The sequence below is a fragment of the Sphaerisporangium sp. B11E5 genome, assembly GCF_039871875.1.
Taxonomy (GTDB): domain Bacteria; phylum Actinomycetota; class Actinomycetes; order Streptosporangiales; family Streptosporangiaceae; genus Sphaerisporangium.
The window spans coordinates 273891-295238 of sequence record NZ_JBDPMD010000002.1; the positions used below are offsets into that span (position 1 = coordinate 273891).

Annotated in this window: 21 protein-coding genes; 9 read left to right on the forward strand and 12 right to left on the reverse strand. The window is 72.9% G+C overall.

Annotation, left to right across the window (positions count from 1 at the left end):
* Nucleotides 1-242 precede the first annotated feature (242 nt).
* Nucleotides 243-1457, forward strand: a complete 1215-nt coding sequence (gene mtnK / locus ABGB17_RS03300; protein WP_347626191.1) for an S-methyl-5-thioribose kinase — start codon at nt 243-245, stop codon at nt 1455-1457.
* Between the two features lie 42 nt (nt 1458-1499).
* Here the strand turns inward: mtnK and mtnB are convergent, their stop codons facing one another.
* The 8 genes from mtnB to ABGB17_RS03340 form a co-directional block, all read right to left on the reverse strand.
* On the reverse strand, nt 1500-2120 hold the full coding sequence (mtnB, locus tag ABGB17_RS03305; RefSeq protein WP_347626192.1) for a methylthioribulose 1-phosphate dehydratase: 621 nt from the start codon (nt 2118-2120) through the stop codon (nt 1500-1502).
* Nucleotides 2117-2791, reverse strand: coding sequence for an acireductone synthase (gene mtnC / locus ABGB17_RS03310; protein WP_347626193.1), 675 nt, complete (start codon nt 2789-2791; stop codon nt 2117-2119). Before mtnC ends, mtnB begins: the two co-directional genes overlap by 4 nt.
* A complete protein-coding gene (locus ABGB17_RS03315) occupies nt 2788-3744 on the reverse strand; it encodes a nucleoside hydrolase (RefSeq protein ID WP_347626194.1) in 957 nt (318 codons plus the stop codon). Before ABGB17_RS03315 ends, mtnC begins: the two co-directional genes overlap by 4 nt.
* Nucleotides 3741-4754: a s-methyl-5-thioribose-1-phosphate isomerase gene (locus ABGB17_RS03320; RefSeq protein ID WP_347626195.1), complete on the reverse strand. Its 1014-nt coding sequence runs from the start codon at nt 4752-4754 to the stop codon at nt 3741-3743. Before ABGB17_RS03320 ends, ABGB17_RS03315 begins: the two co-directional genes overlap by 4 nt.
* Entirely contained in the window at nt 4751-5641 is an 891-nt protein-coding gene (locus tag ABGB17_RS03325; RefSeq protein ID WP_347626196.1) for an ABC transporter permease, read from the reverse strand. The genes ABGB17_RS03320 and ABGB17_RS03325 overlap by 4 nt, the downstream gene beginning before the upstream one ends.
* Nucleotides 5638-6639 (reverse strand): hypothetical protein, encoded by a 1002-nt coding sequence (locus ABGB17_RS03330; protein WP_347626197.1) that lies wholly within the window; start codon nt 6637-6639, stop codon nt 5638-5640. The genes ABGB17_RS03325 and ABGB17_RS03330 overlap by 4 nt, the downstream gene beginning before the upstream one ends.
* A gap of 116 nt (nt 6640-6755) precedes the next feature.
* Nucleotides 6756-8261: an ABC transporter ATP-binding protein gene (locus tag ABGB17_RS03335; RefSeq protein WP_347626198.1), complete on the reverse strand. Its 1506-nt coding sequence runs from the start codon at nt 8259-8261 to the stop codon at nt 6756-6758.
* Between the two features lie 2 nt (nt 8262-8263).
* Complete coding sequence (locus ABGB17_RS03340) at nt 8264-9295, reverse strand: BMP family ABC transporter substrate-binding protein (protein ID WP_347626199.1); 1032 nt, start codon at nt 9293-9295, stop codon at nt 8264-8266.
* Between the two features lie 215 nt (nt 9296-9510).
* Here ABGB17_RS03340 and ABGB17_RS03345 point away from each other — a divergent pair, with 215 nt between their 5' ends.
* Nucleotides 9511-10443, forward strand: coding sequence for an NmrA/HSCARG family protein (locus ABGB17_RS03345; protein ID WP_347626200.1), 933 nt, complete (start codon nt 9511-9513; stop codon nt 10441-10443).
* A 6-nt stretch (nt 10444-10449) separates the two neighbouring features.
* On the opposite strand, the gene ABGB17_RS03350 is transcribed toward ABGB17_RS03345, so the two are convergent.
* From ABGB17_RS03350 to ABGB17_RS03360, 3 genes are all read right to left on the reverse strand, one after another.
* Nucleotides 10450-12228 (reverse strand): BTAD domain-containing putative transcriptional regulator, encoded by a 1779-nt coding sequence (locus ABGB17_RS03350; protein WP_347626325.1) that lies wholly within the window; start codon nt 12226-12228, stop codon nt 10450-10452.
* Between the two features lie 94 nt (nt 12229-12322).
* Nucleotides 12323-13594, reverse strand: coding sequence for a DUF6596 domain-containing protein (locus ABGB17_RS03355; protein ID WP_347626326.1), 1272 nt, complete (start codon nt 13592-13594; stop codon nt 12323-12325).
* 2 nt (nt 13595-13596) lie between these two features.
* Complete coding sequence (locus tag ABGB17_RS03360; protein ID WP_347626201.1) at nt 13597-13959, reverse strand: YciI family protein; 363 nt, start codon at nt 13957-13959, stop codon at nt 13597-13599.
* Nucleotides 13960-14076: 117 nt separating this feature from the next.
* Here ABGB17_RS03360 and ABGB17_RS03365 point away from each other — a divergent pair, with 117 nt between their 5' ends.
* Complete coding sequence (locus tag ABGB17_RS03365) at nt 14077-14838, forward strand: class I SAM-dependent methyltransferase (RefSeq protein WP_347626202.1); 762 nt, start codon at nt 14077-14079, stop codon at nt 14836-14838.
* Between the two features lie 96 nt (nt 14839-14934).
* Here ABGB17_RS03365 and ABGB17_RS03370 read toward each other — a convergent pair whose 3' ends face one another.
* The gene (locus ABGB17_RS03370; protein WP_347626203.1) at nt 14935-16158 is read right to left on the reverse strand and encodes a family 16 glycosylhydrolase; all 1224 of its coding nucleotides are present in this window, start codon (nt 16156-16158) and stop codon (nt 14935-14937) included.
* A gap of 296 nt (nt 16159-16454) precedes the next feature.
* Between ABGB17_RS03370 and ABGB17_RS03375 the strand changes: the two genes are divergently transcribed.
* The 6 genes from ABGB17_RS03375 (at nt 16455) to ABGB17_RS03400 (ending at nt 21329) form a co-directional block, all read left to right on the forward strand.
* The gene (locus ABGB17_RS03375; RefSeq protein WP_347626204.1) at nt 16455-17054 is read left to right on the forward strand and encodes a dihydrofolate reductase family protein; all 600 of its coding nucleotides are present in this window, start codon (nt 16455-16457) and stop codon (nt 17052-17054) included.
* A 188-nt stretch (nt 17055-17242) separates the two neighbouring features.
* Nucleotides 17243-18073 carry an oxidoreductase gene (locus ABGB17_RS03380; protein WP_347626205.1) on the forward strand — a complete coding sequence of 277 codons (831 nt, stop codon included), beginning with the start codon at nt 17243-17245 and terminating at the stop codon, nt 18071-18073.
* Nucleotides 18074-18157: 84 nt separating this feature from the next.
* The gene (locus ABGB17_RS03385; RefSeq protein WP_347626206.1) at nt 18158-18823 is read left to right on the forward strand and encodes a TetR/AcrR family transcriptional regulator; all 666 of its coding nucleotides are present in this window, start codon (nt 18158-18160) and stop codon (nt 18821-18823) included.
* Between the two features lie 147 nt (nt 18824-18970).
* A complete protein-coding gene (locus ABGB17_RS03390) occupies nt 18971-19522 on the forward strand; it encodes a hypothetical protein (RefSeq protein WP_347626207.1) in 552 nt (183 codons plus the stop codon).
* A gap of 59 nt (nt 19523-19581) precedes the next feature.
* Nucleotides 19582-20490, forward strand: a complete 909-nt coding sequence (locus ABGB17_RS03395; protein WP_347626208.1) for an ABC transporter ATP-binding protein — start codon at nt 19582-19584, stop codon at nt 20488-20490.
* Nucleotides 20487-21329: an ABC transporter permease gene (locus ABGB17_RS03400; RefSeq protein WP_347626209.1), complete on the forward strand. Its 843-nt coding sequence runs from the start codon at nt 20487-20489 to the stop codon at nt 21327-21329. Before ABGB17_RS03395 ends, ABGB17_RS03400 begins: the two co-directional genes overlap by 4 nt.
* Nucleotides 21330-21348 lie beyond the last annotated feature (19 nt).

The following is a 21348-nucleotide window of genomic DNA, read 5'->3' on the forward strand; positions in this document are numbered from 1 at the left end:
ACAATACGGGTGAGCTGCACCTAACATCCGCATGTGATCCGCGCAAGACTCCTCGGGACCCTCGTGCCGGTGGTGGTGTCTCGGGCCTCTGCGCCGCCGTCGCCGGCACCATGCTCTCGGCCCGCCTCGGACGATGCTCAACGCCCCCTACCACGCGCAGACCTTCGTCCAGGGCGCCCTGCTGGCCGGCGCGCTCGTCGTCAGCTCCACCCTCACGCCGGGCCGTCGGGAAAGGACCGTTCGTGACCACCGTCACCGGGCAGCAGTACGAGAAGCTCACCGTCGAGAACGTCCCGGCCTACATCGCGAGCCGGCCCGCCCTGGCGCGCCGGGTGGACCCGGCGGCGATCACCGAGGTGCGCGAGGTCGGCGACGGCAACATGAACATCGTGTTCGCCGTCCAGGTCGCCGGTCGCCCCGGCGTGGTGCTCAAGCAGGCGATGCCGTACGTCCGGGTGGCCCCCGACTGGCCCGTCACCCCGGACCGCAACCGCATCGAGGCCCGCGTGCTCGCCGCTCACGGTGACGTCGCCGAGGGCCTCGTGCCGGCCCTGTACGACGAGGACGAGGACCGGCACGTGGTCGCCCTGGAGGACCTCTCCGACCACCAGGTCTGGCGCGGCAGGCTCAACGACGCCGTCCAGGACGAGGGCGTCGCGGAGGACCTCGGCCGCTACGTGGCCCGCGTCGCGTTCGGCACGTCGGTGTTCGGCCTCGGCCCCTACGCCCACAAGGCGGGCGTCGCCGCGTCGGTGAACCCCGAGCTGTGCGAGATCACCGAGGACCTCGTCTTCACCGAGCCGTACATCGAGCACGAGCACAACCGCGTCCTGCCCGCCAACGCCGCCGACGTGGCCGCCTACGCGGGCGACCCGGCCGTGCGCACCGGCATCGGCCTCGCCAAGCTGTCCTTCATGACGCACGCCGAGGCCCTGATCCACGGCGACCTGCACACCGGCTCGGTCCTGGTGCGCCCCGCGTCGGACGGCGTGCCCCGCTCGACCCGCGCCTTCGACGTCGAGTTCGCCTTCTACGGCCCCGCCGGCTTCGACATCGGCGCCCTGTGGGGCAACTACGCGCTCGCCGCCGCCCGCGCTCTCGCCCTGAAGGACGAGCACCACGCCACGTGGGTGCTGGGCCTCGCCGCGCAGACCTGGGACGCGTTCGCCACCGAGTTCACCGCCCTGTGGCCGGGCCGCGCCGACCTCCGCGTGTTCGGTGACGGCGTGCTGGAGGGCTACCTGGCCAAGGTGCGCGCCGACGCCGCTCGCTTCGCCGCCGCCAAGGCGGCCCGGCGCGTCATCGGCTTCTCCGGCGTCTCCGACATCCAGACCCTCCCGGAGGACCTGCGCGTCAGGGCCGTCCGCGGCGTCCTGCGCGCCGCCCGCCACCTGCTCACCGCCCCCGCCCCGTCGTTCACCACCGTGGGCGGGCTGCTGGCGGACGCGGTGGCCTGAGACACCAGGGGGCGGGCCGGCGGGCCCGCCCCCGCGAGGCCCTCAGCGGACGGCGATGGCGTACGCCAGCAGCCACTCCACGCACTCGGTGATGTGCCGCGCCCGGTGCAGCGACGGCCCCCACGTGTAGAGCCCGTGCGACGCGACGATCACCGCCGGGGTGCCCGGGTCGTACGCCGCCTCGAACCGGTCGCCCAGTTCGTCCATGTCCTGGCTGTTGGCGATCACCGGGATGACCACCTCGTCGTCGTGCGCGAGCCGCCCGATGCCCTTGAGGGTCTCCACGTCACGCAGGCGCACCCCCGCCGGCCAGTGGTGCCCCGCGATGACCGCGTTCAGCGCGTGGACGTGCACGATGGCGTCCATGCCGGTCACCGCCGCGACCCTGGCGTGCAGCCCGGCCTCGGCGGACGGCGCCAGCGGGGCGACGCCCTCGACCGCGACGGAGGCGCCGTCCGGCCCCACCACGGCCACGTCGGACGCGCTCAGTTCCCCCTTGTCCAGCCCGCTCGCGGTGACGGCGAGCCGCAGCGGGTCCCGTGAGACGACCTCGGACAGGTTCCCCGACGTGCCGCGCATCCACCCGAACGAGGTGAACCTGGCGGCCTCGGCGGCGAGCCGGGCGCCCGCGCCGAACACCCCCTCGGCGGTGGGCGGGCTCACTCGACCTCCTCGAAGGACGCGACCACCGTGTGGCCGCCGAAATCCGCCTCGCCGTTCGGCTCCCCGGGCCGCCGCACCCCGATGGTGCGCCACCCGGCCGCCGCCGCGGCGTCCAGCTCGGCCGGCACGTCGGACAGGAACAGCAGCGTGTCCGCGGGTGCCCCGAGGGCCTCGGCGATGCGGGTGTAGGAGGCCGCCTCCCGCTTCGGCCCGGCGTTCACCGTGTCGAAGTGCCGCTCGACCAGCGCCGACAGGTCGCCGTACCCGGTGTGCCTGAACCACGGCCGCTGGCTGGCCACCGACCCCGACGAGAACACCGCGAGGTGCCGCCCCGCCGCGTGCCAGGCCCGCAGCGCCGGCGGCACGTCGCCGAAGAAGTGCGCCGTCAGCTCCCCGGCCGCGAACCCCTCCGCCCAGACGCGCCCCTGGAGCGTCTTGAGCGGCGTGGCCTTGACGTCGCCGTCCATCCAGCCGTGCAGGACCGCCACCGTCTCCTCGGTGGTCTGCCCGCCGGTCTCCTTCACCGCGACGGCCACCTCGGGGTCGTCGCGGTGCGCGTCGATGTACGGCCCGAGGCGGGGTCGCGCGTAGGAGTACAGGCCCACGTGCACGGACTCGGTGGAACTGGTCGTGCCCTCGATGTCCAGCACGATCCAGGCGGGTTCGCTCATCGGCTCAGTACCTCCACGAAGTCGGCGACGAAACGCGGCGCGTCGACCGCGGTGACGACACGGGTGGGTGGCGCGGACGCGTACCGGAACGCGGGGGGCAGCCCGTCGTGGGTGCGCATCAGCCGGGCGCGGCTCATGAAGCCGTCGCTCAGCACGTTCACCGGCCCGTCCACCCAGGCGGTGGCGAACGACGGGTCGAGCAGCACCCCTGCGGCGAGCGGGTCGTGCAGCGGGATGATCCTGCGGCCCCACTCGTTCTGGTAGAAGTCCAGGTACGCTTCGAGGATCTCGGTGGCGAACGTGCTGACCGGCGTGCCCGCGGCCCGCAGCGCCCCGATGGCCCGCTCGTCCAGGATCGTCGAGGCGGTGACGTTCACCCCCACCATCACCACCTCGTTGCGCGGCGCCGCGAACACCGCGGCGGCGGCCGCCGGGTCGTTGTTGATGTTGGCGTCCACCATGAGCAGCGTGCCGGGCGGCGCGTACGGCCCTGACCCGCCCATCAGCACCACGGAACGGTAGCGGGTGAACAGCCCGGGATCCAGGCGCAACGCCTCGGCCAGGTTGGTCAGCGGCCCGAGGGCCAGCAGGTCGAGCCGGCCCGGCTGCTCGCGGCCGAGGCGCACCAGCAGCTCGGCGGCGCTCTCCTCGGTGACGGCGGGCAGCGGGCGGTGGTAGCCGACGTCGCCGAGGCCGTCCTTGCCGTGCACGGCGCTCGCGATGCGCGGCGGCCCGGCCAGCGGGGCCGCGGCGCCGCGCGCCACCGGCACGTCCAGGCCGAGCAGGGCGTTCACGTACCCGATGTTGCGCACCGCGTCGTCCTCGACGCAGTTGCCGTACACCGACGTGACGGCGACGATCTCGGCGTCCGGCCGCCCGGCCAGGTAGAGCAGGGTGTGCGCGTCGTCGATCCCGGTGTCGGTGTCGACGACGACGCGCCGGAGCTCGGTCATACCGCCTCTTTCACATCTTCTGGGTGGAACACGCCGCGCGCGGTCACGATGCGGGTGACCAGGTGCGGCGGGGTGGTGTCGAAAGCCGGGTAGTAGCCGGTGACGCCCTCGGCGGCGCTGCGTGCGCCGAGCACGTGCAGCACCTCGTCGCCGTCGCGGTGCTCGATCACCACGTCGGCGGCGGTCGGCGCGAGCGGGTCGGGCGCCGACACCATCGCGTAGAACGGCACACCGGCGTGGCGGGCGGCGAGGGCGACGCCGAGCGTGCCGACCTTGTTGACCACGTGCCCGTCGAGCGTCACCCGGTCGGCGGCGACGAGCGCCACGTCGGCGAGCCCGTCGACGAGAGCGGCGGCCACCATGCCGTCGGTGATCAGGGTGGGCCGGTACCCCATCTCGACCAGCGTCGCGGCGGTCAGCCGGGCGCCCTGCAGGTACGGCCGGGTCTCGGTGCAGACGAACTCCAGCCGCTTGCCCGCCTGCTGCGCCGCCCGCACCGTGCCGATCAGGTACGCGTCGGCCCAGCAGTGGGTGAGCACCCGGGCGCCGTCCGGCAGCAGGGCCGCCGCGTGGGCGCCGAGGGCCGCGCTGTGCGCACGGTACGCCGCGTCGTGGTCCGCCGCCGCGGCCTCCACCGCCGGGACCAGGTCGGCGCCGGACGCCCGCGCGAGCGGCCCGTCGGCGGTCGCGTCCAGCACGGCGCGCACGGCGTCGCGGATGTGGTTGTTGGTCGGCCGGGTCGCGACGAGCCGCTCACCGGCCGCCCGCAGGCGCGCGGCGGCGGCGCCGGGCGGCTCGTGCCGGGCCTCCCGGGCGGCCAGCACCATGCCGGCGGTGGTGGCGAACAGCGGGCCGGAGCTCTGGGTGACCATGGTCTCGATGGCCACCGCGACGTCCTCGCTGGTGGCGCAGCGGACCCAGCGGATCTCGAAGGGGTAGACCCGGCGGTCGAGTATCTCCACCACGTCCCCCGCGAAGCGGACCGAGTCGTCGAGCAGGGGTGTGCTCATGGTGCCTCTCTCGTACGCCGCCGGGCCGCGACACCGGCCAGGACCAGCGCGAGCAACGTGATCACGTACGGCGCGGCGTCGGCCGCCTGCTGCGGCAGGCCCGCGCCCTGGAGCCGGAAGCCCACCGCCTCGGCCGCGCCGAACAGCAGGCAGGCGAGCAGCACCCGGTACGGCCGCACGCCGCCGAGCATGACCGCGACCACGGCGACCCAGCCCCGGCCCGCGCTCATGCCCTCGCTGAACAACGTCACGTTGCCGAGCGCGAGCTGTGCCCCGGCGAGGCCGCACAGGGCGCCCGCGGCCAGCACGACCCCGTGGCGGTAGGCGGTGACGGGCAGGCCGAGGGCCGCCGCGGCGTCGAGGTGCTGACCGGCGCCGCGCAGCCGCAGGCCCGAGCGGGTGCGGGACAGCCACCACGCGGCGGCGGCCACCAGCACCAGCGCCAGCGGCACCACTGGGGACTGCGGGCCGAGCACGGGCACGTCCAGGCCAAGCTCGGCGAGCGTCGGCAGCCCCGCGAGGTCGGGGGAGCTGTAGGTGCCGCCGGCGCCGAAGATCTGCCGCATCAGGAACGCGGTCAGGCCGAGGGCCAGCAGGTTGGTGCCCACCGCCACCACGATGGGGTCGGCGCGGAACGTCACCGACGACACCGACAGCAGCGCCGAGTACAGCACGGTGGCGAGCACCGCGCCGGCGACGCCCGCCCAGGCGCTGCCCGTCCAGTGGCTGAACACCACGGCGGTGAAGGCGCCCCACAGGAGCTGGCCCTCGAGCGCGATGTTGAACACGCCCGCCACCTGGCAGATCAGCCCGCCGAGCGCGGCCAGCACGACCGGCGTCGTCGCGGTGAGCACCGCGGACAGGAAGGAGAACTCCAGGATGTTCATCCGGCCCTCCGCGCCCGCAGGTGCCGCACGGCGGCGGCCACCGCGACGATCACGATGATGAGTCCCTGCACGATCTGGGTGAGCTGGCTCGGCACCCCGGCCTCACGTTCCATGCCTTGGCCCCCGACCTGCAGGACCGTGAGCAGCGCCACGGTGAACGGCACCGCGACGGGCCGCGCGGTGGCGAGCAGCACGGCCGCCACGGCGGTGAAGGTGTAGCCCGGTGCGGTGAGGGCGCCGTCCACGAACCGGTACGGCGGCCCGAGCACGATCAGCCCGCCCACCAGCCCGGCGAACGCGCCGCCCGCGGCCAGCGTGAGCGCCGCGAGCCGGTCCACCGGCACACCGCCGTACCGGGCGAACTCCCGGTTGTGCCCGGTCGCACGGATCTCGTACCCGAGCACGGTGCGCCCGTCGGCGTACAACCAGGCGATGGTGAGCAGCACGACGAGCGGCAGCCCGAGCGTGACGTACCCGCCCTCGGTCAACGCGGGCAGATGCGCCGCGTCCGGCAGGATGGGCGTCTGCGCGATCCCCGTGTCGGGCTCGGCCAGCGGGAACCGCACCAGATACGACGCGAGCGACACCATCGGCACACTGATCAGCAGTGTGGTCACGATGGCGGGCAGGCCGAGCCGCGTACGGAGCGGCGCGGAAACCCCCGCCACCACCCCACCCGCCAGCACGGCCGCGAGCAGCGCCGCCACCACCGCCACCCCGCCCGGCAGAGGCACCACGAGCGCCACCGCCGCCGCGGCCACCCCGCCGGCCGCCATCTGCCCGTCCCCGCCGAGGTTGAACTCCCCGGCCCGCAGCGGCAACGCGAACGCCAGCGCCATCCCGAGCGTCGGCACGAACGCCGCGACCGTGTACTCGAGATTCCCGTCCGCCACGGCCCCCCGCACCAGCGCCGGATACGCCAGCCCCGGATCCACCCCGACCACCAGCATCACGAGCGTGGTCAGCACCAACGCCCCAGCCACCGCCAGTACCGGCACCGACAAGACAATCCGCAGCAAAGCCGCCCAGGGCGGTGAAGTGGGAGAGGGGGAAGGGGAGGTCCTATCCGATATCTCGGGCGTGCCCGAGCCTTGTGAGGCGGGCGGTGGGGCGGTCATGAGGTGGCTCCGGTCATGGCGCGGCCCAGTTCCGGCTCGGTGCAGCGGGAGCCGTCGAACTCGGCGACGACGCGGCCCTCGTACATGACGAGGATGCGGTCGGACAGCAGCAGCAGCTCGGACAGTTCGCTGGACTGGAGGAGGATCGCCTGGCCGCGGTCCCGGGCCTCGGCGAGGAGGGCGTGGATGCGTTCCTGGGCGCCGACGTCGACGCCTTGGGTGGGTTCCTCGACGACGATCACGGAGGTGCGGCGGGACAGCTCGCGGGCCAGGACGGCCTTCTGGGCGTTGCCGCCGGAGAGGGCAGAGATGGGGGCGTCCACGGAGGGGGCGGTGATGGAGAAGCGGGTCACCAGGTCGCGGGCGCGGGCACGGACGGTGGACCTCGCCAAAGTGTGGCGGGCCGCGTGGCGCTGGTCGCCCATCAGCAGGTTGTCGGCCAGGGACATGGCGGGTGCGGTGGCGCGGCCGTGGCGGTCCTCGGGGACGTAGGCGACACCGGGCCGGCGGCCGTGCCGTGCGGGGGCGCCGTCGAGCAGCACCTCGCCGGAGTCGCGGGGGCCTGGGGCGCGCAGGCCGGTCACGGTGTCGATGAGCTCCCGCTGGCCGCTGCCGGCCACTCCGGCGACGCCCACGATCTCGCCGGGGCGCACGCCGAACGACACGCCGGTGAGGCGCGCCACGCCGTCCCGGTCCCGGACGTCCAGGTCGCGCACCTCCAGGGCGAACGTGTCCGCGGGAGCGGGACGCGCCTGGCGCCGGTGCTCCAGACCGGCCAGCGAACGGCCGATCATCGCCTGGACCAGTTCCTCCGCGTTCGTCTCCGCCGCGCGGAACCGCCCGGTCACCCGGCCCTGGCGCAGCACGGTCACCCGGTCACCTGCGGCCAGCACCTCGCCCAGCTTGTGCGTGACCAGCAGCACCGACGCGCCGGACGCGGTGATCGTGCGCAGCACCTCGAACAGCCGGGACGCCTCACCCGGGGTCAGCACCGCCGTCGGCTCGTCCAGGATCAGCACCTCGGCCCCCCGGTACAGGGCCCGCAGGATCTCCACCCGCTGGCGCACCCCCACCGGCAGGTCCCCGACCAGGGCCCGCGGGTCGGCGCGCAGGCCGTACCGTTCGCCGAGCTCCTCGACGGCGCGCCGCGCCGCCGCCCGGTCCACCGTGCCGCGCCGCACCGGCTCGGCGCCGATCACGATGTTCTCCGCCACGGTCAGCTCGGGGAACAGCCGGAACCGCTGGTGCACCATGCCGAGCCCGTGCGCGATCGCGTCGGCGGGGGAGCGCAGCCGGACGCGCCGCCCCTCGCGCAGCACGTGCCCGGCGTCCGGCCGGTGCAGCCCGTACAACACCGACATCAGGGTGGACTTGCCGGCCCCGTTCTCCCCGACGATCGCGTGTACCTCACCCTTGGCGACCGCGAGATCGACGGCGTCGTTGGCGAGCACCGGGCCGAACCGTTTGGTGACGCCCACGAGCTCGACGGCGGGTACCGCCACGGTCAGCCCTGCAGCGGGTCGGCGACGGTGACCTTGCCGGCCACGATGTCGTCGCGCACCTGCTTGACCTTCGCGATCACGTCCGGGCTGCCCGCCACGGTGCAGCCGGACGACGCGACGTCCGGCTCGAGCGCGTTGACGCCCACGCCGCCCTCGGCGAGGCCGTACACCTTCACGCCGCCGGTCCTGCCCGACACGATCTCCTTGATCGCGGCGCTCTCGGCCACGTCCACGTGCTTGAGCACGTTGTCGATGACGTTGCCCGCGCTCTGCCCGCACTGGTTGACGTCCACCCCGAACGCCTTGGCCCCGGTGGCCGCGGCCGCCTCGAACACGCCCTGGTTGCCCGCCGAGGCCGCCGCCAGCGCGATGTCCGCGCCGCGGTCGGTGAGCGTCTGCGCCTGGGACTTGGCCCGCGCCGGGTCGCTGAACGGGTTGTTGCCGCCGACGTACAGCGGGGTGCCGGTGACGTCCTGCTTGACCGACGCGGCCCCCGCGAAGAACGGCTCGATCCAGCGGTGGATGAACGGCGTGTCGAGCGCCGCCACCACGCCGATCTTGCCGCTCTTGGTGAGCAGGCCGGCCTCGACGCCCGCGAGGTACGCCGCCTCGTGCTCCTTGAACGACACGCAGGCCAGGTTGGGTGCCTGGTCCTTGGCACAGGAGTCGACCTGGAGGAACTGCTGTCGCGGGTGCTGCTTCGGCACGGTGGTGAACACGTCGTCGAACGAGAAGCTGACGCCCACGACGACGGTCGGCTTGGCCCGCACGGCGGCGTCCACGTTCTGCGCGATGCTCGTCGGGTCCTTGCTCTCGTACAGCTTGAACGAGGCGCCGATCTCCTTGGCCGCCGCCTCGGCGCCCTTGACGCTGAGCTGCAGGAAGCTGTTGGTGCCCACGGGGTTGGGCGTGATCAGGATGATCGACTTCCCGGAGGTGCCGGTGGTGGCGCCCGATCCGGTGGTTCCCCCGCCGCCGCACGCGGTCAGCGAAAGGAGCGCCGCGGCCACGGCGAGAGCTGGGGTGATACGCATGGTTCCTTGCTTTTCGTGATCCGTGGCGGTGGGGCGCCACCAGCGAGGATGGCCACCCGGACATAGGGGACTATATCCCGCTTTTCCGACCAGACAAACCGTAAATACATCCCGCAAGGAGCGCAACATCATGACAGCGGCCTGACAACATCGCGGTGCTTGCCTGTCTCCTGTGACTCCCCGCCCCGGGGAGCACCGAGAACAAGGAGACATCCGTGTCCGACAAGAAGATCATCGCTGTGGTGGGCGCCACCGGAGCCCAGGGTGGCGGCCTGGTCCGCGCCATCCTCGGCGACCCCTCCGCCGCGTTCGCCGCGCGGGCCCTCACGCGCAACCCCGGCTCCCCGGCCGCCAAGGAGCTCGCCGCCCTCGGCGCCGAGGTCGTGGCCGCCGACCTGGACGACCCGTCCAGCCTGGTGAAGGCCCTGGACGGCGCCTACGGCGCGTTCTTCGTCACCGACTTCTGGGCGCACCTGTCGGTGGAGCGCGAGCAGGCCCAGGCCCGCGCGCTGGCCGAGGCCGCGGCCGCCGCCGGCGTGCGGCACGCCGTCTGGTCCACCCTGCCCGACACCCGCCAGGACGTGCCCCTGGACGACGACCGCCTGCCCATCCTGGAGGGCCGGTACACCACCCCGCACTTCGACGGCAAGGCCGAGGCGAACCGCTTCTTCACCGAGGCCGGGGTGCCCACCACGTTCCTCAACACGACGTTCTACTTCGAGAACTTCCTCGGCCCCTTCGCTCCCGCCCGCCAGGAGGACGGCACCCTCGCCGTCACCCTGCCCATGGCCGGCTACCGGATCGCGGGCATCGCCGTCGAGGACATCGGCCGCGTCGCCTTCGGCGTGTTCAAACGTCCCGAGCTGATCGGCCGGTCCCTCCACATCTCCGGCGACCACCTCACCGGCGACGAGATCGCCGCTCACCTCACCGCGGCTCTCGGCGAGCCGGTGGCCTACCGTCCCCAGTCCCTGGAGGACTTCCGGGCGGCCGCGGGTGACGAGTTCGCCAACACCTTCGGGTACTACCAGCTCGCCGAGGAGCCCTTCCTCGCCGCGCGGGACCTCACCGCGATCCGCGCGCTCAACCCGGCCCTGGAGGACTTCCCCACCTGGCTGGCCCGCCACAAGCACCTCCTTGGCTCCTGACGGCGGTCAGGCGGTCGCGGCGAGCCGGGCCAGGGCCGCGTCGCGGTCCTGCGGGGCGTCCTCCACCAGGGCCCGCCGCATGCCGAAGTTCCGCACCGGGATGGGGAGGCGGTACGTCCCCGGGCGGACCACCTCGACCAGGTGCAGGTCGGCCAGGTCCTCCAGCAGGTCCTCGGCCGTGGCCTGCGGCAGGTCCAGCAGGGCGGCGGCCGCCTCCAGGGGCACGGACGGCTCCCCGGCGAGGGCAACCAGGCGCAGCGCCCGCGCCTGCGCGGCGGTGAGCATGCCGTACACCGACTCGTACGGCTGCTCGATCGCCGTGCACTCGGGCATCCTCAGCTCGGGGAACCCGATGCGCTGCTCGGCCACGGCGAGCGTCCACTGCGGCCGGGCCAGCAGCCGGGCGCCGAACACCCGGATCGGCAACGGCTGCCCGGACGATTTGCGTATCAGCCGGCGCATCACCTCGGGTTCGCCCCGCACGCGCTCGGCGCCGGCGATCCGCTCCAGCAACGCGAACGCGTCCCCGTCGGGCAGGCCCTCCACGGTGTGCCACTCCACCCCGGCCACTTCGTAGAGCCGCCGCCGGGCGGTGAGCACCACGGCCCCCGCCCCCGGCAGCAGCGTCCTGACCTGCTCGGCCGACCGCACGTCGTCCAGGACCACGAGCACCCGCCGTCCGGCCGTCATGCTGCGCCACAGGGACACCCGCTCCCGTGCCGACGCCGGGACGCCGGTGACCCCGAACGACGCCAGCAGCTCGCCGAGCACCTCGGACGGCTCGGGCCCGTCCCCGAGCTCCACGAAGAACTGCCCGTCGGGGAACCGGTCCGCCACCGTGTGCCCGGCCCGCACGGCCGCGGCCGTCTTGCCGACGCCGGCCAGCCCCACCAGGCCCACCACGGGGACCCCGGGGCCGGCCAGCGACGTGACGACCCCGCTCAGCAGGTCCTCCCGGCCCACGAAATCCGTGAGATCCGGCGGCAACTGCGCGGGCCGGCATCCGTGGACGGTGCCTGGCGGCGGCCCGGCGTCGCCCGTGTCCCCGGCCAGGATCCGCCGCTGCATCTCCCGCAGCCCCGGCCCCGGGTCCAGGCCGAGCTCCTCCGACAACAACCGCCGCGTCTCGTCGAACACCCCGAGCGCGTCCGCCTGCCTGCCCGACCGGGAGAGGGCGAGCATCAGCAACTCCCGGACCCGCTCCCGGTACGGCTGCTCGGCGGCCATCGCGGCCAGGCCCGCCGCCGCCTCCACGTGCCGTCCGAGCGCGATGTCGGCCGCGAACAGGTCCTCGGCGGCCGACAGCCGCAGCTCCGCCAGCCGCGTCCGCTCCGCCTCCGCGTGGTCCCCCCGCACCTCGGCCATCGGCGTGCCGCGCCACAACGCCAGCACCGCCCGCAACGCGGCGGCCTCCGTGGCCACGTCCCCGGCCCGCCGGGCGGCCCTGGCCGCGGCCAGCCGCTCCTCGAACACCGCCCGGTCCACCTCCGCGCCGCCCGTCCGCAGCGCGTACCCCCCGCCGGCCGGCTCGATCACCGCCGACGCCCGCCCGCCGCCGGGGTCGAGCACGTGCCGCAGCCGCGAGATCTGCGACCGGATCACCTGGGCGGCCGCCCGCGGCGGTTCCTCGCCCCAGATCGCGTCCACCAGCTCGTCCCCCGGCACGGGCCGCCCGTCGTGCAGCAACAGAGCGGCCAGCAGCGCCCTCCGCTGCGGCGCCCCGAGATCGAGCTCGACGTCGTCCCGCCACGCGCGCACCGGCCCGAGCACCTCGAACCGCAGCATTCCGCTCACTTAGCTCTCCTCATGCCCACGTCGTACTCAACCCAGGCGACATGCCAAATTCATCCGATCCGGGGAATGCGGACAGCCGGGGTGCTCAATCGCCGTCTCGCCGGTGGCGCTGTGGAGCTTCCGCGGCGAGGCGGGTGGCGCGGCCGAGGAGGTGGCGTTGTTCGGGCAGGGTGGTGGCCCGGCGGGCGGCCTCGCGGTAGGCGGCCTCGGCGGCGGTGGGGTCGCCGGAGAGTTCCAGCAGGTGGGCGCGGGTGGCGAGCAGGCGGTGGTGGCGGGACATCCGTGCGTCGGACTCCAGGGTGGCGAGCAGCGCCAGGCCGGCCGCCGGGCCCTGTGCCTTGGCGACGGCGACGGCGCGGTTCAGCGTGACCATCGGGTTCGGGGCCGCGTGTTCCAGCAGGTCGTACAGGGCGAGGATCTGCGGCCAGTCGGTGGTGTCCACGTCCTTGGCCTCGTCGTGGATCGCCGCGATGGCCGCCTGGAGCTGGTACGGGCCCACCGGCCCGCGGGGGAGGGCCTCGGTGACGAGGGAGACGCCTTCGGCGATGAGGTGCTGGTCCCAGAGGCCGCGGTCCTGGTCCTCCAGGGGCACCAGGCCGCCGTCAGGGCCGGTGCGGGCGGGGCGGCGGGCGTCGGTGAGCAGCATCAGGGCGAGCAGGCCGGCCACCTCAGCGTCGTCCGGCAGCAGGCGCCGCAGCAGGCGGGTGAGCCGGATCGCCTCGTCCGACAGCCGCGGCGCGGTGAGGTCCGTCCCGGTGCTGGCGGTGTAACCCTCGTTGAAGACCAGGTACAGCACGTGCAGCACGGCGCGCACCCGCTCTCCCCGGTCGGCCTCGTCCGGCATGGTGAACGTCGCGCCGCTCGTCCTGATGCTCTGTTTGGCCCGGCTGATCCGCTGCGCCATCGTGGCCTCCGGCACCATGAAGGCCGCCGCGATCTGCGCGGTGGTGAGGCCGCCGACGGCGCGCAACGTCAGCGCGATCCTGCTCGGCGAGGACAACGCCGGGTGGCAGCACAGGAACAGCAGGGTCAGCGTCTCGTCCCCGCCGACGTCCGGCCCCGCCTCCACGGGTGCCTCCAGCAGCGCCGACTGCGGGGTCGCCGCCAGCAGGGCCGTCTCCCTGCGCCGCCGCGCGGAGTCGCTGCGGAACTCGTCGAGCAGCCGGTGCGTGGCGACCGTCACCAGCCACCCCCGCGGGTTGTCCGGCAGCCCGCCGGCGGGCCACCGCGTCGCCGCCGCAAGCAGGGCCTCCTGCGTGGCGTCCTCGCACGCGTCGAACTGCCCGTACCGGCGGACCAGCGCGCCGAGGACCTGCGGCGCCAGCTCACGCAGCAGGTCCTCGACGCCCCGGTCCACGCTCACGACAGCGCCGGGGCCTCGTGCAGGATCGGCCAGAACTCCACCGGATCGATGTGGGCCCACGGCATGTCCGCCGCGATCTCCAGCGCACGCTCCTCGCTCTCGCAGTCGAGCAGGTAGAGGCTGCCGATGTACTCCTTGGTCTCCAGGTACGGCCCGTCGGTGACCGCGGGCGCCCCCTCCTCGCGCCGCACCAGCCGCGCGTTCACCGCGTCCGCCAGCCCGTAGGCGCCGATCAGCTCACCGGTCTCCTGGTACTTCCGGTTCCAGGCGTCCTGCTTGGCGATCTCCTCCGGCCACTTGTCCGCGGGGATCGCGCCCCACTTCTCCTGGTTGCCGTAGATCAGCAGCAGGTACTTCATCTCAGCCATCCCTTCCGGCCCGTGCGCCCCGGTGGCGCGCCGTCACCCCCCAGTCGGAGCGGACGTCCCGTCCTCGACATCCCATCAGAGAGATTCTCCGTGTCTTAGCTTGGGTTCATGGACTGGGTGCGGGACTTCTACTCCACCACCGGCGCCTGGTGGGGCAAGGCCGAGACGAAGGTCACCGAGCGGGACCACCGCCGGGTGCGCCTCCTGCGCGAGCACGCCGGCCCGGGGCGGTGGCGCGTGCTGGAACTCGGCTGCGGCTACGGCACCACGGCCGCCGCCGTGGCACGCGCGGGCCACTCGGTCACCGCCGTGGAGATCAGCGACCGCATCGGGTTCGCCGCCCGTTTCGCCGGGGAGGCCACGTTTCTCAAGGCGGACTTCTCCGAGGTGGACCTGCCCGGCCGGTTCGACGCCGTCTGCTACTGGAACGGCTTCGGCGTCGGCTCGGACGCCGACCAGCGCCGGCTGCTGGCACGGATCGCGGGGGAGTGGCTGGCACCCGGCGGCGTCGCCCTGATCGACGTCGCCAACCCGTTCGTGTGGGCCCGATGGGACGGCGACGAGGAGCACCTCACCCCGGACCCCGCCGCCGGGTACGACCACGAGGTACGCGAGTCCACGCGCTTCGACCCCGTCACCTGCACCGCCCACGACACCTGGTGGGACGCCTCCGCCCCCGATCGGAAGGTCACCCAGCACCTGCGCTGCTACACCCCCGCCGACCTGTCCCTGCTGCTCACCGGCACCGGGCTGACGATGACGGCCCTCACCATCGGCGACCGCACCCATCCGCCGGCCTCCCACCCGGCGGCCGGTGAGCTGCTGCGCGACCACCACGAGTACCTCGCCGTCCTGCGTCTTCCCGGGTGAGCCCCGGCGCGAGAGGGCCCGCGTCCGCGCCGGCCCGCGGATCCGCGCCGGGTCCCGCGCCGGCCCGAGCAGCCGGCCCTTCTCACGCGCCGGGGATCAGGTGCGGGTCCACTTCTGGTTGGACCCGCCGGTGCAGTCCCAGAGCTGGAGCAGCGCGCCGTTGGCGGTGTTGCGGTTCACGATGTCCACACACCGGTTGGCGGCGACGTTGACGAGGTCACCGGCCGCGGTGTACGTGAAGCGTTGCGCGGAGGTGCCGTTGCAGGTGTAGAGCTGGATGGCCGTGCCGTTGGCGGTGCCGGCCGCCGCGGCGTCCATGCACTTGCCCATCGCGCGCACCGTGCCGTCGCTGTTGACCGACCACTGCTGCGCGGCGGTGCCGTTGCAGTCGTACATCTGCAGCCGCGCGCCGTCGGCGGGGTTGGCGCCAGGGATGTCGATGCAGCGGTTGCTGAGGCTGGACCGCAGCACGTTGCCGGTGCCGCCGTCGGGGGTCCACGACGAGACGCGCACGTAGTCGATCAGCATGGTCTGCGGGAACGTGGTGCTGGAGTTCGGCGGGCCCGGCCAGTTGCCGCCCACCGCCACGTTGAGGATCATGAAGAACGGGTGGTCGTAGACCCACTGGTTGCCGCGGATGTTCGCCGGGGTCACGCGGAAGAACTCCGACCCGTCCAGGTACCAGACGATCAGGTTGGGCGACCAGTCGACGCGGTAGTTGTGGAACGCGTCCCCGAGCGGCGCCCCGATGGTGCGGCTCCCGCCGACGCCGCTGCCGCCGGAGTACCCCGGTCCGTGCACGGTGCCGTACACGGTGTTGGGGTTGCTGCCGATGTTCTCCATGATGTCGATCTCGCCGGTGTTCGGCCAGTTGTTGCCGCCCAGCATCCAGAACGCCGGCCAGATGCCCTGCCCGCGCGGGAGCTTGATGCCGGCCTCGAACCGCCCGTACGTCTGGGTGAACCGGTCCGCCGTGAGGATGCGCCCCGAGGTGTACTGGCACGTCCCGTAGTGGCACTGCAGGTTGGACGGGTTCTCCTGCCGCGCTGTGATGGCGAGGTGCCCCTGGCCGTCGTGGTAGACGTTCCGTGTGGAGTTCGTGTAGTACTGCAGCTCGTTGTTGCCCCAACCGCCGCCGCCGATGTCGAACTTCCACTTCGAGCCGTCGACGGACGTCCCCGCGGCGGCGTTGAACTCGTCCGCCCACACGACGGGCCCGATGGCGGCCTGCGCCGGCGCGTCACTGGTGCCGGCGATCAGCCCGCCGGACAGCGCGACGGTCAGCGCCATCGCTGTGAGAAGGAGCCGGGGTTTGCGCATGAAGACCTCCGGTCGGTGATTTCCTCGCGACCTTCCGACCCACGGCATCACACCGCTCGGACGCGGGCGCCGATCTGGCCTGTGCTGCCGGAAGTTCCTTCATTGCTTGAATTAAGAGGATGTAACACCGGGGTCATATTCCTTGTCAATAGGAAGCTTTCTTAATTATTGCGGCGGACGAGCGACCCGGGCCGCCGCCTCCCACACCGACAACAAATCTGTTCTTGACAACTTTATTTGTCGGTTGCTACCTTTGGGGCATCGGCAAGGGAGACATCCACAAAGGAGTGAGTGAGATGCGGGTTGTGGTCGTTGAGTTCATGAGCCTCGACGGTGTCGTGCAGGCCCCGGGTGCGGCCGGTGAGGACACCGACGGCGGGTTCGCCAACGGCGGCTGGTCGATCCCGTTCTTCGACCCCGAGGTGGTGGGCGGGGTCTTCGACGCCGCGCTGGCGAACGCGGAGGCTCTGCTCTACGGGCGGCGGACGTGGCAGGGGATGTCGGCGGCGTGGCCGGAGCGGGCCGGTGACCCGTTCGCGGACCGGATGAACGCCATTCCCAAGTACGTCGTGAGCGACACGCTGGGCGACGACAAGCTGACGTGGAACACCACCCGCATCCCGGGGAGCGAGGCCGTGGAGCGCATCCGGGAGTTGCGTGAGCGCGAGGGCGGCGATCTGCTGATCATGGGGAGCCCCACGCTGGCCCGCGCGCTCATGGAGGCGGACCTGGTGGACGAGCTCCGTCTGGCGATCGAGCCGGTGCTGCTCGGCGGCGGGAAGAGCATCTTCCCCGAGGACGGCGGGTTGCGCACGTTCGAGCTGGCCGAGGTGAAGACCAGCGAGAAAGGGGTGAACGCCTGCGTGTACCGCCGGGTGGCCGGCACCCAGGGGTGACCCCCACGGGATCGAGGCCCAGGCCGGGGACGGTCCCCGGCCTGGGCTTCCTTTGATAAGAGGCCAGTGGGCTGATACTGTCCCTGCTCGTAAGGTTCCAGTGGCCTTTTAAGGCCGGGGGATGGAGCAGGGAGGAGACCCGGCCGCCGTGCGCGGGTCCCTCAGGTCGAGAAGTGAAGTGGTGCACGATGAGCAAGACCTGGTTGATCACCGGAAGTTCGCGTGGGCTGGGACGCCGGCTGGCGGAGGCCGTGGTGGCGGCGGGGGACCGGCTGGTGGCGACCGCCAGGAACACCGACCGGCTGAGCGATCTCGCCGTCGGGCACGGGGATCAGGTGCGGGCCGTCGCCCTTGACGTGACCGACCCCGCCGCCGCGCGCCGCGCCGTCCGGGAGGCGGTCGAGACGTTCGGGAGCCTGGACGTCCTGGTCAACAACGCCGGGTACGCGGACGTCGCCTCCATCGAGGACATGACCGAGGAGGACCTGCGTTCGCAGATCGACGCGAACTTCTACGGGGTGGTCAACGTCACCCGGGCCGCTCTGCCGGTCATGCGTGAACAGGGTGCCGGGCACATCATCCAGATCTCCTCCGTCGGCGGACGGGTGGCCGGCCCGGGGCTCGGCGCCTACCAGGCGGCCAAGTGGGCGGTGGGCGGGTTCTCCGAGGTGCTGGCCAAGGAGGTGGCCCCCTTCGGGATCAAGGTCACCGTGGCCGAGCCCGGCGCCCTGCGGACGGACTGGGCCGGATCCTCGATGAGCACGCCTCCCATCAGCGACCCCTACAAGCCGGTCATCGAGCCCGCGGTGACGCGGCTGCGCCAGGCGAACGGGAACCAGCCGGGCGACCCGGTGCGAGTCGCGCAGGTCATCCTCGGCATCGCGGGGACCGAGGACCCGCCGCTGCGTCTCCTGCTGGGCGGTGACGCGGTGGCCGTGGCCAGGGCCGCCGCGGAGAACCTCGCCGCATCGGACGCCCGATGGCGCGCGGTGAGCGAGTCGATCGCCTACACCGCCTGACGGCCGGCGCCGCGGGGCGGGCGTAGGGTTGCCGGGACAGCGGCGCCAGGGCGCGCGCCGCGGGAGTTCCCAGAGGTAACAGCCATGACCAGCGGCCCGCAGATCGATTTCCGGCGTGCGCGGAACGCCGAGCAGCGCGAGGCCCGCAGGCACGCCATCCTCGGCGTGGCCGCGGGCCTGCTGCGTGAGATGCCCGTGAGCGACATCAGCCTGCGGGAGCTCAGCCGCAGGGTCGGGTTGTCGAAGACGAACGTCGTCCGCTACTTCGAGACGCGGGAAGCGGTCTTCTTCGCGCTGCTCAACCGGTCACTCGGCGAATGGCTGGCCGAGCTGCCCGCCGAGCTGCCACCGGCCCCGGCGTCCCCCGCGTCCGTGATGGACGCGTGGGCCCGCTCGGTGGCGGCCCGCCCGGTGATCTGCGAACTGTGGAGTTCCCTCGGCACCGAGCTCGAACGCAACATCTCCACCGAGACCGTCCGTGACTTCAAGATCGCCCACGCGGACCTGCAGCGGCGGCTCGCGGACCTGGTGCGGGAACGCCTCCCCGCGCTGACCCCCGCCGCGTCGCGAGAGCTCGTCTCCCTGTCGGTCGTCCTGATCGCCGGGCTCTGGCCGTTCGCCAACCCGTCCCCGTCCGTCGCGGAAGCCGTCAGTGACCCCCGGCTGTCCCACTCCCGCGTCGACTTCGCGCAGTGGCTCAGCCGGGCTCTCCTCGTGACGGTGACGGGACTGTTGCACCCCCCGGCCTGAGTGGCGCGGCCGTCCGTTCCGGGAGCGCGTCGAGGGGCGCGTACCTGCGGACGCCGGTAACCCCGCCGCCAGGCGACGGCGAGCTCTGCCGGCGCCAGCCCCGGCACCGGCCGGCACACGACTCCCGGCCTGCTGTACAACGACGCGTTGCCCTCCGCGACGAGTGCGACGCCGAGCCCGCCGGCGACCGCCTCCATCGTCTCGTCCGCCGTCCCCGCCGTCGCGGCGACCACCGGCTCGCCCTCCCCGGCGTCCCGCCCCAGCCAGAAGTCCCGCAGCGGCCCCGCCTCGGCGGGCAGCGCGACGAACGGCTCACCCGCGAGGTCGTCGAACGGCACCTCGTCCTTCCCCGCCAGCACGTGGCCCTCCGGAAGCGCGGCGAACCGGCGCTCGACCGACAACACCCGTGTCTCGAGACCCGGCGCCGCGGGCAGCCACACGAACGCCACGTCCGTCCCGCCGTCCGCGAGCCCGCCGCTCGGGTCGGCCCAGTTCACCAGCCGCAACGACACCTCCCACCCCGGCATGGCCGCCCGGAACACCCGCAGCGCCTCCTGGTGCAGCCCCCGCCCGACGGCGGTCTGCATGCCGACCACCAAAGTGCCGCTCGGCGCCGCCGCCCGCGCCGCCTCGACCCCCGCGGTCGTGGACCGCAACCCGCGGCGCGGCACACGCATCGGAGCAACCCAGGTTGACTAGACTCAAATTAGTCAACTACGGTTGCTCCGCATGCCGATGTCGTGAGGGGAAGGCGAGAGATGTCCACAGGTGAAGTGGTGCTCGACGTCGAAGGGCTGCGCATGCGCTACGGCCCGGTGAACGTCCTGCACGACGTGAACTTCCAGGCACGTCAGGGGGAGGTGTTATGCCTGCTCGGGCCGAACGGTGCGGGGAAGACCACCACGGTCGAGATCCTGGAGGGGTTCCGCATGCGGTCGGCGGGGCGGGTCGAGGTGCTCGGGACCGACCCGGCGGGTGCGGACGAGCGGTGGCGTGCGCGGGTGGGAATCGTCCTGCAGTCGTGGCGGGACCACGGGAAATGGCGGGTGCGTGAGCTGCTTGAGCATCTCGGCCGGTACTACTCGGCCTACTCCACCGAGACCGTCGAACGGCCGTGGGACGCGGATCACCTCATCGCGGCGGTCGGGCTGACGCCGCAGGCGGGCCACAAGATCAAGACGTTGTCGGGTGGGCAGAGACGCCGGCTGGACGTGGCGATCGGGCTGGTGGGACGCCCGGAGCTGGTGTTCCTCGACGAGCCCACCGCCGGGCTGGATCCGATCGCCAGGCGCGGCTTCCACGAGCTCATCGCGGGTCTCGCCGACGCGGGGGAGACCACGGTGCTGCTCACCACCCATGACCTCGCCGAGGCGGAGAAGCTCGCCGACCGCATCATGATCCTCGACCGGGGGCGGATCATCGCCGACGGTACGGCGGCGGAGCTGGCCCGGCAGATCGCCGGGGAGGACGAGGTGCGCTGGGAACGCGACGGCCAGAGCTTCCGGCAGTCGGCGAAGGACCCGACCCGGTTCGTCTTCGACCTGTTCAAGCAGTACGGCGAGGCCATCGAGAACCTGGAGGTCCGCCGGGCCACGCTGGAGGACACCTACCTCACGCTGGTGCGCCAGGCCGAGACCGGCGGCGACACGGAAAGCGAGGCCCGATGAACCCCACCGCGACGGCCTGGCGGGCCGGCTGGTCCCGCGGCCTGATCGAGCTGCGTCAGTCGTTCACCAACGGCGCCGACCTGTTCAACCACTTCTTCTGGCCCGTGGTGATGCTGATCACCCTGTTCTTCATGCGCAACGCGTCCTTCGGGCCGTTCGCGCTCGCCACCCTGGCGCTGCCGAGCATCCTCGGCATGAACGCCGCCATGGCCATGGCGAGCATGAGCCAGCACCTCACCGCCGACCGCGAGGACGGCACGCTGCTCCGCGCCAAGTCGACACCGAACGGAATGGTCGGCTACCTGGTCGGCAAGACCGTCTACGTCGCCGGCGGCCTGGTCGCCGACCTCGCGATCCTCCTCGTCCCCGGCCTCTTCCTCGTCTCGGGCCTCGTGACCGGCGACCTGGGCTCCTGGGTGACGCTGATCTGGGTGCTGGCCCTCGGCCTGGTCGCCACGCTGCCCCTCGGCGCGATCCTCGGCTCGGTGTTCGTCAGCGTCCGCAGCCAGGGACTGCTGACCCTGCCGATACTGGGCATGATCGCGATCTCCGGGATCTTCTACCCCGTCACGGCGCTGCCGGAATGGCTGCAGTGGCTCGCCCAGACCTTCCCGATCTACTGGCTCGGCCTCGGCATGCGCTCCGCCCTGCTCCCCGAGAGCGCGGTCGCCGTCGAGATCGGCGAGTCCTGGCGCCACCTGGAGACCGTCGCCGTCCTCGGCGCCTGGGCCGTACTCGGCCTCCTGCTGGCCCCTGTGGTCCTGCGTCGCATGGCCCGCCGCGAGTCCGGCTCCCGCATCGCCGAACGCCGCGAGAAGGCCCTGCAGCGCCTGGGGTGAGCGCGCACAAAGGGGAACC